The following is a 13,336-nucleotide window of genomic DNA, read 5'->3' as shown; positions in this document are numbered from 1 at the left end:
GCACGGACACGCGCAGGAGGCGCGGTGCAGGACATGCCTGCACCGCGCCTCCTGCGGACTCCCCGTCAGGCCGAGGCCACCCGCGCGGACGCCTTGTGACGGGCTCCGTGGTGCTCGTCCGGCAGCCGGTCGCCCCGGCCGAAGAGCTTCTGGCGGAGGGTGCCCGGCTCGTACTCGGTCGGGTACACGCCGCGAGCCTGCAGCACGGGGACGACGTGCTCGACGATGTCCTCGAAGGTGCCGGGGGTGATGGCGTAGGCGAGGTTGAACCCGTCCACGTCCGTCTCGGCGACCCACTCCTGCAGCTGGTCGGCGATCTGCTCGCCCGACCCGACGATGCGCGGGCCGAGACCCCCGATGCCGGCCGCCTCCGCGATGTCGCGGATCGTCCACTCCTTGCCGCTGTCGCCCTCCTGCGCCTGGAAGTTCGCCAGCGCCGACTGGATCGCGTTGCTCTCCACGTCGCCCACCGGGTCGTCGAGCGAGTACGTCGACAGGTCGACGCCCATCCAGCCCGACATCAGGGTCAGCGCGCCCTCGTGCGAGGCGTAGCGCTGGTACTCCCGGTGCTTCGCCTCCGCGGCCTCGGGCGTCGCGTCGGTGATGATCGTCAGCAGCGTGTAGATGCGGGCCGAGTACCGGTCGCGGCCCGCCTCCTCCAGGGCGTCGCGCAGCTTCGTGACGGTCGCGGCCAGGCGCTCCTTCGTGGGGGCGGCGACGAAGATCGACTCGGCGTTGCCGGCGGCGAAGCGGATGCCGCGCGGCGAGGCCCCCGCCTGGTAGATCACCGGCGTCCGCTGCGGGCTCGGCTCGGAGACGTGGATGCCCGGCACCTTGTACCAGGTGCCCTCGTGCCCGATCTCGTGCACCTTCGTCGGGTCGGTGAAGACGCCGGTCTCGCGGTCCCGGACGACGGCGTCGTCCTCCCACGAGCCCTCCCACAGCTTGTACAGCACCTCGAGGTACTCGTCGGCCTGGTCGTAGCGGTCGTCGTGGTCGAGCTGGTCGTCGGCTCCCATGTTGCGGGCGGCGCTGGGGAGGTAGCCGGTGACGACGTTCCAGCCCACACGGCCGTCGGTGAGGTGGTCGAGAGTCGACATGCGCCGCGCGAACGGCACGGGGTGCTCGTAGGCGGTGCCGGCCGTGATCCCGAAGCCGAGGTGCTCGGTCGCCGCCGCCATGGCCGAGACGAGCAGGATCGGGTCGCCGACCGGCGTCTGGGTGCCGTTGCGGAGGGCCGCGTCGTGGTTGCCGCCGTAGACGTCGTAGGTGCCGAGCACGTCCGCGATGAAGAGGCCGTCGAAGCGACCGGCCTCGAGGAGGCGCGCGAGGGACGTCCAGTAGCTCAGCTTCGTGTAGTCGGGCGAGCGGTCGTCGGGGTGCCGCCAGAGACCGGGGGACTGGTGCCCCACGCAGTTCATGTCGAAGGCGTTGAACCGGATGCGTCGAGTCATCGGGCCATCGTCGTCGTGCACCGTCGCGGGCGCCACGGGCCTGCAACACGGCGTCACACGCGACGCCTAGTCTTGGTCGGTGACCCGCCCCGCCCCGACCCGCCGAGACTCGCCCCGCCCTCCTCGTGCACGGCTCGGACGGGACGTCGTCGTCCTGGGCGTCATCGCCTTCTTCGTCATGGTCGGCTTCGGGGTCGTCGTGCCCGTGCTCCCCGTCTACGCGGCGAGCTTCGGCGTCGGCTACGTCGCCGTCGGCGCGGTCCTCTCGGCCTTCGCCCTGATGCGCCTCGTGGCGAGCCCGTTCGTCGGGCGCATGATCGACGTCGCGGGTGAGCGCGTCGTGCTCTCGGTCGGCATCGGCATCGTGGCCGTGTCGAGCGGCCTCGCGGGGCTCGCGCACGACTACGTGCAGCTGCTGCTGCTGCGCGGGGTCGGCGGCATCGGCTCGGCGATGTTCACGATCTCGGCGATGACGCTGCTGCTCGCCTCGACGACCCCGGACCGCCGCGCCCGGTCGATCGGCTTCTACCAGGGCGGCTTCCTCGTCGGGGGCATGGCCGGGCCGGCGCTCGGCGGCCTCCTCGCGACCGTCTCGCTCACCGCGCCGTTCTTCTTCTACGCGGGCACGCTCGCGGTCGCGGGCATCGTCGGCATCCTCCTCCTCAGCCCCCCTCGCCGAGGAGACGCGGCGACCGCCGCCGCGATCGAGCCGGCGCGGCCCCTGGCGGACGTGCTGCGCGACGTGCGGTTCCGGGCGGCGTGCGTCGCGAGTTTCGCGCAGGGCTGGTCGTCCCTCGGCGTCCGCAGCGCGCTGGTGCCGGTCCTGGTCGTCGAGGTGCTGCTCCAGCCCACCTCGTGGACGGGCGTCCTCTTTGCTGTCGCCGCCGTGGCGCAGACGCTCGCCCTCGCGCCGGCGTCCCGCTTCGTCGACACCGTGGGGCGGCGACCCGCCGTGATCGGCTCGTTCGCGGTGGCTGCTGTGTCGTTGGCTGCCGTCCCGTTCGCCCCCGGACTCGTGACCCTCGGCGCGCTGCTGGCCGTCTACGGCGTCGCGACGGCGTTCATGGGCACGGCCCCGGCCGCCCTGGTCGGCGACGCGGCGGGCGCTCGGGGCGGTCGCCCGGTGGCGATCTTCTCGATGTGCTCGGACGTCGGGGCGATCGCGGGGCCCTTGGTCGCGGGGCTGCTCGTCGACGTCGCCTCGTTCGAGGTGGCCTTCGGCACGGCGGCGGCGCTGCTCGCGGTCAGCGCGGTCGTCGCGATCCGGCTGCCGCGCGGCGTGCCGGTGCCGCAGCCGTAGCCGAAGTAATAGCCGGAGCGCGGGGTCGAAGCGCCGGCTGGCCTGGCAGCTTCAGCCGCCGAGTCCGACATCTCGCGGACGCGGTGAGGATGCGCGATCGCGCTTGAGGGTCGTTCATCGGGACACTTTCTCGAGCCCATCTCGGCCGGCTGAGGCCAAGTGGCGCCTGGCCTGCGGATTCGCGTATGCCTGTCGCGCAAAAATGCCCGGTGATGGGGGTCTAAACGCTACAGTCGTCGAATGCTCATCGGATGCGCCCGTGTCTCGACCTCTGGACAAGATCTCGCAGCACAACGTGACGGTCTTGCAGCACTCGGTGTTGATGATCGACACGTGCATGTTGACCACGGCTTGTCAAGCACGACTCGAGCCCGGCCGGGCCTCCGGGAGGCGCTGGCTGCGTGCCGTGCCGTGCCGGTGACGTCCTAGTCGTCACGAAGCTCGACCGTCTCGCCCGGTCGCTGCGGGACGCGACCGACATCGCGGACGAGCTGACGAAGAAGGGCGTGGCCCTGAACCTCGGGGGAGCGGTCCACGACCCCACCGACCCGGTCGGCCGGCTGCTGTTCAACGTCCTCGGGATGGTGGCCGAGTTCGAGGCGGACCTGATCCGTGCTCGCACCCGGGAGGGCATGGCGATCGCGAAGGCCGCAGGCAAACTCCGCGGCCGAAAGCCCAAGCTCACCGCCTCGCAGGAGAAGCACCTCGTCCAGCTGCACCGCACCGGCGAGCACACCACGAGCGAGATCGCGGAGCTCTTCGGCGTCGCACGCTCAACTGTCTACCGGGCCATCCAGAGAGCCGAGCAAGCGTAGATGTCGGAGTCGGAGCGGCCCCTACCGGAACGCCCTAGAGGCCGCGCGCGCCGTGGACCGCAGCCCCGGACGCGTGCCGAGCGCGCCCGGCGGCGCCGGGACCGCGCCAATAGTGGGGCGCCCGACTGGTGGCCTCGGCCGCTGCTCTGGCTCTGGCGATGGCTGGCCCGCCCCGTCCTGCGTTTCTTGGAGGCTGTTGTGGGGAATCTCTAGCAGGCCAGTAGCCGTCGACTAAACGATTCGTTTTCGCGGGCAACCACGGGGGTGTTGCTTCAGCCTGATGACCTAGGTCCAGAGGGAAGTGGAGTGATTCCCCGCCAATCGGGTCTCACCGGTCCAGATCTCGAAAGTAGGCGTCGACGTCCGCCGATGAGCATGACCATGTGACATCAAACGCTCTCGTCAGCTCATCGATAAGCCCCCCCGACTCACCGGGGACGTTGTCATCGAAGATGCCGTTCTCCATGCGAATTGAGGAGTCGGGGTTTTCAATGAATGCGAAAGGCAGCTCGAGGAGGTAGCTCACGTATTTCCCTGCACCATTTACCTCTTTTAGCGCGAGGACTTTGAGCCCTGCATTCTCGCCTATGCCTATGGTTCCCACGATGCCGCGAGAATCCCATCGAGAGAGTTCAGGGACGCGCTCGTCTACTTCCGGGCGCTGACGCACAAACTGGCGGAGACCGCGCCAAAAGGCAGACATGGCGAAATCCTACGGCTATCCCGTTCGTGATCCTTGCGCGCTCTCGGTGGTCTTTCGTGTGAGCGGGGTGTGCACACGTCATGTCGCTATGAGCTTTCCGGACAGACGAAGAGATCGAAGTGGATGTCCCGTTAGACGGGTCGATCCCTGATCGGGCGCTGACAGTGCGCTTCCCCGGATGAACTGTGGGCCGGAATTAGATGCCACCGTTTCGATTGTCGATGGCTTAACGAAGAGCCATGCGCGCGCGAGTAACGACTCCGAACTGTGCCAGGTCTCTCGCGGTCCTCGTCGCCGACGCTGACCCTCGTCGACAAAAGGCATGATGGGCCCATGTCGAAGCGAGCAAGCCGACCGTCCCCGGACAATCCGACGTCTGGCGTCACGAGGAGAGCTGTGACGAAGGGCCGTTTTGCGGTGCGGCCGGGGACGTTCAACCTCGCTGGACAGTTCTTCACCCCGGACGGTGGTCGACTCGAGAAAGCGGCCGCGGATGTCGATGCGGCGGAGGTTCGGACGCTTGTTCGGCGTGGTGCCACCGTGGCGTTCGAGGGGTGTGGATGCGGTGGCGGTGGATGCACGCCCGCCTGGCCGAGTCCAATCGACGTCAGTGCGGCGGCCGCCGCAGCTGCGCCCGTCTTCATGAGGAGGCAAGGGACTCCGACATGGGCAGACGTCTGGGCCATGGAAGGAACGCGCGTCGTCTTTCTCCACGGTGACGTCACCTGGGGTTCCCTGCTCGAGTGAGATGGGTGGCAGGACGGCGCGTAGTGCCGACAAGCATGCCTGCAAACGAAGTGATCGCAAGCGTCCCGATAGCCGATCGGCCATCGGACCGCCTGCTGCGCATTCGTGCCGCACACTGTTGGCATGAAGCCCCTGCCCCTGGAAGAGCGCAGATGGTTCTTTGCCGCAGTCGTACTCGTCCTGGTCGGGAGCGCGATTCTCCTCCTGCCATTCGAGACGATCCCCGTTCTGGGCGATTCATCTTTTGCCGGAAGCATCATCGTTGCAATGGGGCTCGGGATCATCCTCCGCATCCTCGTTCTTCTCCTGAGAGCGCGAAGGCAATTGCGCCGGCGAAGCGGACCGCGGCAGGGTTTCGATATCCGAATCGTTGGCAAGGAAGCCATCCAGTACCGGGAGGGCCTCGAGGCCCACACGTTCGTAGCTGCCTGGGGAGGCGGTTCCCGTGTCCTATACGTGCCAGCGGAACCAGATTGGTCACGTGTGATGCCGCTTGCATTCCGTGATCGGCGAGACGAGATTGTCGGTCGCCTGCGGAGCTACTCGGGCCATGTCGTTGAAGACGACATGACAGAACTCTGACGACGGATGCCGGAGCGGACCTGCAGAAAGAGGCTTGGAGCGTCTTGAACCGTCGGGGAGGTTCTCGGCCCTTGCTCACTCCTCGTCGCGGTCCTGTCCGATAGACGATCGTCATCGGGGCGTCAGGAAAATTTGCTTGTCACACGCTCGGGGGATCCGCGTCCTCGCTGTCCTCTGGCCGGGTGCGGGAATACACGACCAGTGAAACGCCTGACACGATGAAAGCCCACCCGAGAAGGAAGAGGCCGCGGTGCTCGTCCATGAATGGGACGTTGAGTTGCAGCCAGGGACGCGCCGCGTAAGCGGCCGAGCCGGCAACGATCAGAGCGATACCGGCCACGAAGCACAGACGTCGGAGGCCGATGGTCATGCGTCAACCCGTCGACCGTCGATCACCACGGGTGTCAGCGAGGCGGGCAACGAGATGAGCTTCGCGGACATGAGCGGTACCGGAGCTGTTCTCACGATCTGAGCGTAGGGATCCTGCGGGCGTCCTGTGATCAACCGTTGGTCGGAGATCCTTCTCAGTCGGGTCTGGGCGATCGCCGAGTAGGTGACCTCGAGTTTGTGCGCGGCAGGAAGAGAGGCGCCGCACCATGAGGAGCTGGATCGGGAGAACGAGAATGCGGACGCTGCCCACGCACCATCACGGCGTCCGGTAGAGGATCGGCCACCCGCCGGACTCTCGCGTTGCAGTCCCTCGGGTGGATGTTCTCCCGATGGTGGAGTCCTGCCACGTCAGGCGACGGCGTGCGTGGCGCCTCCGACGACAACGCCGATCAGGGTGGACCATCCGACGATGGCGAGTCCCTGCCAGAACAGCACCCGCGCCTTGCTCACGCCGGAGCTCGCGAGCATGGTGGCGGTGAATTGGGTCGGCAGGAGAAGGGGGCCGAGCAGGCTCACGCCGGGAACGCCGTAGCGGACGAGCGCGTTCTGGAACTTCGCCTTGCGGGCTGACTTCCTGCCGCTCTCGTCGACTTCGTCGGACTCGGCGGTCAGTTCTGCCGCGGCCAGTGCGGATCCTCCTCCGGTGGGGACCCCGACGACGGCCTCGCGCCGGCTCGCCGCCGCCCGGCGGCGCCGTGCGACGACGGCCGACCGCGCTCTCGAGCTGGTCGTCACCAGCACGAAGACGCACAAGAAGTTGCCGATGGCGCCAGCAGTGATGGCGACGGCGGGGTGCAGGCCGCCGACGATGCCGATGGCTGCGGCGCCCTCGCCCTCGATGAACGGGACCGCGCCGGCGAGGGCCACGATGAGAGGCTGCAGGATCTCGGGCATCTGCGCCACCAGCTCCTGGAATCGTGTGATCAGGTCCATGACGGTCGCTCCTGTCGGTCTCGGGAGGGGCCTGGTCGACCTCTCCGCTGTGGTGACCAGTCCACAGCAGGGGCGATTTCACCGGCAGTGTCAGGCCGTCACCGGGGTGGGGGTGATGTACCCGTCAGACCCGTGACTTCTGTCACGGACCTAGGGTGGGGCCATGACCGCCAAGGCCGATGCCCGCACCGTCGAGGCAGCATCGTCCCCGCCGGTCGTCGGAAGTACGGCACGTGCCGTCACTGCGACCTGGTGGTACACCGTGGTTGCGCTCGTGCTCTTCGAACTGACCGTCGTGCTGGTCTGGGCCGCGACGCTCCTGCAGGCGCGCCTCGACCGAGGTACCGTCCTCGCCGTCCTGGTCGGCGGTCTCGTCTGGGTGCTCTCCACGGCTCCTCTTCTGCGCGCCTATCGGCACGGCGGAGCAGACGCCTCGACTCTCGACCGGCGCAGCGCCCTCGTGCCCCTGGTCGTCGCCGCCGCCTACGGCGTCACGGGGTGGTGGCTGTCCGGACTCTGGGTGCTGCTGATCCTGCCTCTCGCCCAGTCCCTGCAGCTCCTCCATTGGCCCCGATTCGTGCGGGCACGCATCGTGTTGGCCGTCACGGCCCTGTTGGCGGGCGTGTTGGTCGTCGACGTCAACACGGCCTTCTCCGAACCACCCCTGTCAGCTCAGGAAGACCCGTACGTCGCAGGTGTCTTCTCGGTTCTGCTGCCTCTGACGACGGTGCTGTCCCTGTGGTGGTGGGACGTGCTGATCACACTCGACCGTGCTCGCGTCTCCGAGGCTCGGCTCGCCGCGACCCAAGAGCGACTCGCCGTCGCCACCGACGTCCACGATCTCCAGGGACACCACCTGCAGGTCATCGCCCTGCAGCTCGAACTCGCCGAGAGACTGCTTCCGGACGACCGCGACGCGGCCCTGGGGCAGCTGAGAGCCGCACGCCTCAGCGTCGACGAGGCCCGGCAGGGTACCCGCGATCTCGCGACCCGGTTCCGCACCGTCCCCCTTCCCGACGAACTCGCCAACGCTCGTGACCTGCTGCGCGCCGCCGGCCTCACAGTCGAGGCGGTCATCGACGTCGATGCCGACACGGCCCCGGCCTCGGTCTTCGGACCCGTCATCCGGGAGACGACCACCAACGTCCTCCGACACGGCGGGGGAAGGCGCGCCCGCCTGGCCCTCACGAGGCTCGACGACGGGTGGCGGTACGAGATCAGCAACGACGTCCCCGCACCCCTGCCTCCCGTGACGGCACCGTCACTCGGTGGCGCTGAGGCACCTCCTGAGCGCATGCGGCAGGGCACCGGGCTCGAGGGCACGGCCAGGCGCGCGGGAGATGTCGGCGGATCGATGGAAGTCCTCGCGGGGGAGGACGACTTCATCGTGATCGTGACGGTTCCCGCAGATGCCGACGCGGGCGGGCTCCGATGAGCATCGACATGACTTCTGACGTCACTGTGGCGGGAATCTCCCGGCCCATCCGGGTCCTCCTCGCCGACGACGAAGCGATGATCCGCTCGGCGCTGGCCGCCCTGTTGCGCCTCGAGGGCGACATCGAGGTCATCGCCGAGTGCTCCGACGGCGAACAAGCCGTCGCCGCGGCAGAACGCCTGCACCCGGACATCTGCTTGCTCGATCTCGAGATGCCCGGCCTCGACGGAGTCCAGGTCGCCGAGCGGCTCCGACGCACCATCACCGCTCGCTGCGTGGTCGTCACCCGACACGCCCGCCCCGGCGTGCTCCGCCGCGCACTCACCGCGGGAGTAGCTGGCTTCCTGCCGAAGAGCCGCGACGCGAAGGAAGTCGCAGAAGTCATCCGCCGGGTCGCCGCGGGAGCACGCTACGTGGACCCCGAGATCGCGGCCGACGCGCTGAGCGACGAACGATGCCCCCTCACCGATCGCGAACGGGACGTGCTGAGGGTCGGCCGTCAGGGCCAGACGACCGCTCAGATCGCTCGCGAGCTCTCTCTCGCGCCCGGCACCGTGCGCAACCACGTCTCGGCCGTCCTCACGAAGCTGTCCGTGTCGACTCGGCAGCAGGCAGTACTGATGGCTCTCGAGCGAGGATGGATCTAGCCGTGACGCCGAACGATGCCCACGCAACTTGACGTTCCCCTATTATCGTGAATTTCGTGTCGTAGAGCCCATGTCGCCCGCCCGATAGCGGATCCGTCAGCGGGACCCAGTGTTCTCGGTGCTACTCGTCCGCTGCGGTGTGTTCATGCGGAGGTTTCGGCGAGGCTTACGCCGGGGAGGGGTCGCGCTGCCATGCACGCGCGCTGGCCCCCAGAAGTTGAGGACAATGTCGATGATCGTGCCGGCGGCAGCTGCGATGTTGAAGAACAGGACGGCGTACCAGTTCTTCTGTGACGGGCACGGTTCGGACATGGTGCTCCTCTCGACGCTGAGCCACGCAGGTTGTGCGGCGCACATCTGCGTACACGAAACGTGCTCGACTGACCCCGTCCAGTAGGCGATCTGCCACTGAGCCGGGACCTGGTTCATCTGCGGCGAGACGATCTTCGCGAGAAGAAGGCGACGAGCCAAGCGAAGAGACAGATCGCCGCGAGGGCCATGACGATGACGCCGACGATGACTGCGATGTGCCATCCCGTGAGGTTTCCCAGCATCGTTCCAAGCTATCGACCTCGTGGCGAACCGCAAGCGGAGATCGCAGCCAGTGACTTCCCTCCGGAGGCCCGATAGCCGATCCTTCACCGAGATTCATCCCGGCCTGACCTCGCGAGGTGGCTGAGCGACCAGCACGGCGTTGACCTCTCGCTAGCCAGCCTTGCTAGGTACCAGTACCCAGCGACGCTGAGTGGCAAACGCGGAGGTGTCGTCATGCCCAGGCAAGAGATCGCGATGCTCAAGGGCACCCTGGAGGGCATCGTCCTCCAGCCGCTCGTCGACCACCCGGCTCACGGGTACGAGATCACGACGTGGCTCCGCGAGCAGGGCTTCGTCGACATCGCAGAGGGCACTGTGTACGCGCTCCTCGTGCGCATCGACCAGCGCGGCTTCGTCGACGTCGAGAAGGTCCCGTCCGGGAAGGGGCCGCCGCGCAAGGTGTTCACCCCGAAGGCCGCTGGCCGCGACCAGCTCGACGACTCCTGGACGGCCTGGACGTTCCTCGCCGACCGCCTCCAGCACCTCAAGGACCGAACCGACCTCACCGACCTCACGAACGGACAGGATCTCCGACCTCACCACCGAGCTCATCGGCGACAAGAAGCGCGGGAAGGCGCACGAGAACCGCACCACGGCGACGCCGACCAGGTCGCCCTGACGCACGCGTTCCCCGCTGAACGAGGGGAGTGCACCGGCACGGTGAGGCCGCCAGGCCGGGTGCGTCGAGGCGGGTCAGGGGCCCGGACAGCGACGAAGGAGGCGCGCCCCGGTCACCCGGGACGCGCCTCCTTCGATCGGACGCTCGCGCTACTTCTTCGCGGCGCCGGTCTTCGTCGCGGGCTTCGCCGCGCTCTTGGCCTCGGTCGCGGGGTCCGACTTCGGCTGGACGACCGGCGTCACCTTGAGGAACCCGGCACGCGGGTCCTTCAGGCCGACGAGCGGCGTCTGGTCACGGCCGCCGACGAAGTTCGTGATCCAGCCCGTGAGGATGCGCCACTTGCGGTTCAACGTGGGCATCGCGTACAAGTGGTACCCGCGGTGCGCGAGCCAGGCGGGCACGTTCGTGACGGACACGCCCTTGAGCAGTCCCGCGCCCTTGCCGATGCCGTAGCTCGCCACGGTGCCGAGCGACTCGTGACGGTACTCGGAGGCCGGGGCGCCCGAGAGCGCCGCGATCACGTTGTCCGCGACGGTGACCGCCTGGCGCACGGCGTTCTGCGCGTTCGGCGGGTAGTAGGCGGGCTGCTTCTCGGCGAGCAGGTTCGGCACCTGCGCGACGTCGCCGAGCGCCCAGACACCGTCGAGCTTCTCGCCCTGCTCGGTCTCGACCTGCAGGGTGGCGCTGACGTTGACGTGGCCCTTCGGGCCGAGCGGCAGGCCGAGGTCGGCGACCACGGGGTTGGGCTTGACGCCCGCCGTCCAGACGATGGTGCCCGCGGGGATCGTCTCGCCGTCGCTGAGGACGACGTCGCCGTCGACGCACGAGGGCATCGTGGTGCCGAGGCGCACGTCGATGCCGCGGCCGCGGAGGTGGCCCAGGGTCCACTTCGAGAGCTCGGGGCCGACCTCGGGCGCGACGCGGTCGAGCGCCTCGACCAGGACGAACCGCAGCTCGTCGCGCGACAGGCTCGGGAACTGGTCCACGGCCGCCTTGGCGGCGTCGTCCAGCTCGGCCATCGCCTCGACGCCGGTGTAGCCGCCGCCGACGAAGACCACGGTGAGCAGCTTGCGACGCGTGGCGGCGTCGGTCACCGACGCGGCCTCGGAGATGTTGCCGAGGATGCGGTCGCGGACGTACTGCGCCTCCTCCACGCTCTTGAAGCCGACGCCGTTCTCGGCGAGGCCGGGCGTCGGGAACGTGCGCGTGACGGCGCCGAGGGCGACGACGAGCTGGTCGTAGGCCAGCACCTGCTCACGACCGTCGGCCGTGGTGACGGTGACCTTCTTCGCGGCCGAGTCGAGGCCCGTGACCCCGGCCTCGACCACGGACGTCTTGCGCAGTGCCTTCCGGAGCTGCACGGTCACGTCGCGCGGGGCGATGTGCCCGCCCGCGACCTCCGGCAGGAACGGCTGGTACGTGTAGTACGGCGACTGGTCCACCAGCGTGATGCTGGCGCTCTGCGGCGGCCGGCGCTTCTGGAGCTCGAGTGCGGCGGTGAGTCCGGCGGAACCGCCGCCGAGGATGATGATTCGCTGTGTCATGGATGTGTTCCTCCCTGCGACGACCGTACTCTGCGGGCAGCGCACGGGTCGAGCCGCCGGGCCGGGCTCGGCGATGCCCGGCCAGGACCACGGCCGGGTACGACGTGGCCCGCAGGCACGACGACGCCCCGGCCTCGAGGAGGCGCGGGGCGTCGTGCGGGGAAGTGCGACCTGGCTGCGTCAGCGGTCGGAGGGGACGTCCGAGTCGGTGTACGAGCCGTCGGCCTCGCCGTCGTGGGGGCCGGCGGTCGTGCCGCCGTCCTCCGGGATGTCGCTGTCGACGTACGAGCCGTCCGACTCGCTCGACGTCGTGCTGTCGTGCGAGACGTGCGTGTCGCCGTCGACGTGGCCCTCGTGGTGCTCGTGGTGCTCGCTGTGCGAGGTGTGCTCGTGCTGCTCGTCGGTGCCGTGGTGCTCGGTGCCCATGGGGTGCCTCCGTGTTCGTCGTGGCGGTCGGCGTCCTCGCCGCCCGTGCGGCTCACAGTAGACGGACGCCGCGCCCCGTGGGTCAGAACCCCTCGTTCTCCCGGGTGACGTAGGGCGTCTCGAGCCGGTCGAGCTCGTCGTCGGTCAGCCAGAGGTCGGCGGAGGCGACGGCGTCGTCCAGGTGCTGCATCTTGGTCGCGCCGACGATCGGGGCGGAGACGACCTCCTGCTGGCGCACCCACGCGAGGGCGACCTGGGCGCGCGACACGCCCCGCTCCTCCGCCACCTCCGCCACGGCCGCGGCGACGCGACGGTCGCCGTCCTCCTGCTGCTTGTAGAGGGTCTGGCCGAAGCGGTCCGTCTCGGTGCGCGCGGTCGTGGCGTCCCAGTCGCGGGTCAGCTTGCCGCGCGCGAGCGGCGACCAGGGGACCACGCCGACGCCCTGGTCGAGGCAGAGCGGGTGCATCTCCCGCTCCTCCTCGCGCTGCACCAGGCTGTACTGGTCCTGCATCGAGACGAAGCGGGTCCAGCCGCCGAGGTCGGCCGTGTGCTGCGCCTTCGCGAACTGCCAGGCCCACATGCTCGACGCGCCGATGTACCGGGCCTTGCCCGAGCGCACGACGTCGTGCAGCGCCTCCATCGTCTCCTCGATCGGCGTCTCCGGGTCCCAGCGGTGGATCTGATAGAGGTCGACGTGGTCGGTCCCGAGCCGACGCAGGCTGTCGTCGATGGCGCTCATGACGTGCGCCCGCGAGAGCCCGGCGCCGTTCGGCCCGTCGTTCATCCGGCCGTTGACCTTGGTCGCGATGACGACCTCGTCCCGCCGGGCGAAGTCGGCGAGCGCGCGGCCGACGATCTCCTCGCTCGTGCCGTCGCTGTAGACGTCGGCGGTGTCGAACGTCGTGATGCCCTGCTCGAGGGCCCGACGGATGAAGGGCCGCGAGGCCTCCTCGTCGAGGGTCCACTCGTGGGTGCCCCTGCCCGGCACGCCGAAGCTCATGCAGCCGAGGATGACGGTCGAGACCCGCAGGCCGCTCGTACCGAGTCTGGTGTGCTCCATGGTGTTCGTCCTCTCGTCCGGCCCGCGCTCATGCGGGCCCTCACTCGTCGCCGCCGAGACTAGGCCGATCCCGGGCCGGACGGAGGC

Annotated in this window: 11 protein-coding genes and 2 pseudogenes; 6 read left to right on the top strand and 7 right to left on the bottom strand. The window is 68.9% G+C overall.

All coding sequences use genetic code 11. The features are described 5' to 3' along the window. Window positions 1-65: 65 nt before the first annotated feature. On the bottom strand, window positions 66-1,454 hold the full coding sequence (locus tag RWM17_RS02525; protein ID WP_314101046.1) for an LLM class flavin-dependent oxidoreductase: 1,389 nt from the start codon (window positions 1,452-1,454) through the stop codon (window positions 66-68). Between the two features lie 79 nt (window positions 1,455-1,533). On the opposite strand from RWM17_RS02525, the gene RWM17_RS02520 reads away from it, so the two are divergent. After that, entirely contained in the window at window positions 1,534-2,754 is a 1,221-nt protein-coding gene (locus tag RWM17_RS02520; RefSeq protein WP_314101044.1) for an MFS transporter, read from the top strand. A gap of 240 nt (window positions 2,755-2,994) precedes the next feature. Continuing rightward, a pseudogene (locus RWM17_RS02515) lies at window positions 2,995-3,569 on the top strand (recombinase family protein). Window positions 3,570-3,897: 328 nt separating this feature from the next. Here RWM17_RS02515 and RWM17_RS02510 read toward each other — a convergent pair. Next, window positions 3,898-4,272 carry a hypothetical protein gene (locus RWM17_RS02510; RefSeq protein WP_314101042.1) on the bottom strand — a complete coding sequence of 125 codons (375 nt, stop codon included), beginning with the start codon at window positions 4,270-4,272 and terminating at the stop codon, window positions 3,898-3,900. Between the two features lie 870 nt (window positions 4,273-5,142). Between RWM17_RS02510 and RWM17_RS02505 the strand changes: the two genes are divergently transcribed. Next, a complete protein-coding gene (locus RWM17_RS02505) occupies window positions 5,143-5,601 on the top strand; it encodes a hypothetical protein (protein WP_314101040.1) in 459 nt (152 codons plus the stop codon). A gap of 139 nt (window positions 5,602-5,740) precedes the next feature. On the opposite strand, the gene RWM17_RS02500 is transcribed toward RWM17_RS02505, so the two are convergent. Further along, window positions 5,741-5,971 (bottom strand): hypothetical protein, encoded by a 231-nt coding sequence (locus RWM17_RS02500; protein WP_314101038.1) that lies wholly within the window; start codon window positions 5,969-5,971, stop codon window positions 5,741-5,743. Window positions 5,972-6,339: 368 nt separating this feature from the next. Beyond that, window positions 6,340-6,924, bottom strand: coding sequence for a small multidrug efflux protein (locus RWM17_RS02495; RefSeq protein ID WP_314101035.1), 585 nt, complete (start codon window positions 6,922-6,924; stop codon window positions 6,340-6,342). Between the two features lie 163 nt (window positions 6,925-7,087). Here RWM17_RS02495 and RWM17_RS02490 point away from each other — a divergent pair, with 163 nt between their 5' ends. The 3 genes and pseudogenes from RWM17_RS02490 to RWM17_RS02480 form a co-directional block, all read left to right on the top strand. After that, the gene (locus tag RWM17_RS02490; RefSeq protein WP_314101033.1) at window positions 7,088-8,359 is read left to right on the top strand and encodes a histidine kinase; all 1,272 of its coding nucleotides are present in this window, start codon (window positions 7,088-7,090) and stop codon (window positions 8,357-8,359) included. Window positions 8,360-8,367: 8 nt separating this feature from the next. Continuing rightward, window positions 8,368-9,006: a response regulator transcription factor gene (locus RWM17_RS02485; RefSeq protein WP_314101030.1), complete on the top strand. Its 639-nt coding sequence runs from the start codon at window positions 8,368-8,370 to the stop codon at window positions 9,004-9,006. 768 nt (window positions 9,007-9,774) lie between these two features. Further along, window positions 9,775-10,092, top strand: a pseudogene (locus RWM17_RS02480) (PadR family transcriptional regulator); the annotation flags it as partial. Between the two features lie 276 nt (window positions 10,093-10,368). Here RWM17_RS02480 and RWM17_RS02475 read toward each other — a convergent pair. The 3 genes from RWM17_RS02475 to RWM17_RS02465 all read right to left on the bottom strand — a co-directional run bounded on the left by RWM17_RS02475 (window position 10,369) and on the right by RWM17_RS02465 (window position 13,249). Then, window positions 10,369-11,763, bottom strand: a complete 1,395-nt coding sequence (locus tag RWM17_RS02475) for an NAD(P)/FAD-dependent oxidoreductase (protein ID WP_314101028.1) — start codon at window positions 11,761-11,763, stop codon at window positions 10,369-10,371. A gap of 180 nt (window positions 11,764-11,943) precedes the next feature. Beyond that, window positions 11,944-12,189, bottom strand: a complete 246-nt coding sequence (locus RWM17_RS02470) for a hypothetical protein (RefSeq protein ID WP_314101026.1) — start codon at window positions 12,187-12,189, stop codon at window positions 11,944-11,946. Between the two features lie 82 nt (window positions 12,190-12,271). Continuing rightward, complete coding sequence (locus RWM17_RS02465) at window positions 12,272-13,249, bottom strand: aldo/keto reductase (protein WP_314101024.1); 978 nt, start codon at window positions 13,247-13,249, stop codon at window positions 12,272-12,274. Window positions 13,250-13,336 lie beyond the last annotated feature (87 nt).

Origin of the sequence: uncultured Frigoribacterium sp. (assembly GCF_963515265.1) — a bacterium.
Classification (GTDB): Bacteria; Actinomycetota; Actinomycetes; order Actinomycetales; family Microbacteriaceae; genus Frigoribacterium.
Note: the sequence above shows the minus strand (reverse complement) of the source record. Positions and strands in the feature narration are given on the sequence as shown.

Coding starts and splice junctions, on each gene's coding strand:
- RWM17_RS02490 (WP_314101033.1), top strand. CDS start 7,088: ATGACCGCCAAGGCCGATGCCCGCACCGTCGAGGCAGCATCGTCCCCG.
- RWM17_RS02510 (WP_314101042.1), bottom strand. CDS start 4,272: ATGTCTGCCTTTTGGCGCGGTCTCCGCCAGTTTGTGCGTCAGCGCCCG.
- RWM17_RS02500 (WP_314101038.1), bottom strand. CDS start 5,971: ATGACCATCGGCCTCCGACGTCTGTGCTTCGTGGCCGGTATCGCTCTG.
- RWM17_RS02465 (WP_314101024.1), bottom strand. CDS start 13,249: ATGGAGCACACCAGACTCGGTACGAGCGGCCTGCGGGTCTCGACCGTC.
- RWM17_RS02525 (WP_314101046.1), bottom strand. CDS start 1,454: ATGACTCGACGCATCCGGTTCAACGCCTTCGACATGAACTGCGTGGGG.
- RWM17_RS02485 (WP_314101030.1), top strand. CDS start 8,368: ATGACTTCTGACGTCACTGTGGCGGGAATCTCCCGGCCCATCCGGGTC.
- RWM17_RS02495 (WP_314101035.1), bottom strand. CDS start 6,924: ATGGACCTGATCACACGATTCCAGGAGCTGGTGGCGCAGATGCCCGAG.
- RWM17_RS02470 (WP_314101026.1), bottom strand. CDS start 12,189: ATGGGCACCGAGCACCACGGCACCGACGAGCAGCACGAGCACACCTCG.
- RWM17_RS02505 (WP_314101040.1), top strand. CDS start 5,143: ATGAAGCCCCTGCCCCTGGAAGAGCGCAGATGGTTCTTTGCCGCAGTC.
- RWM17_RS02475 (WP_314101028.1), bottom strand. CDS start 11,763: ATGACACAGCGAATCATCATCCTCGGCGGCGGTTCCGCCGGACTCACC.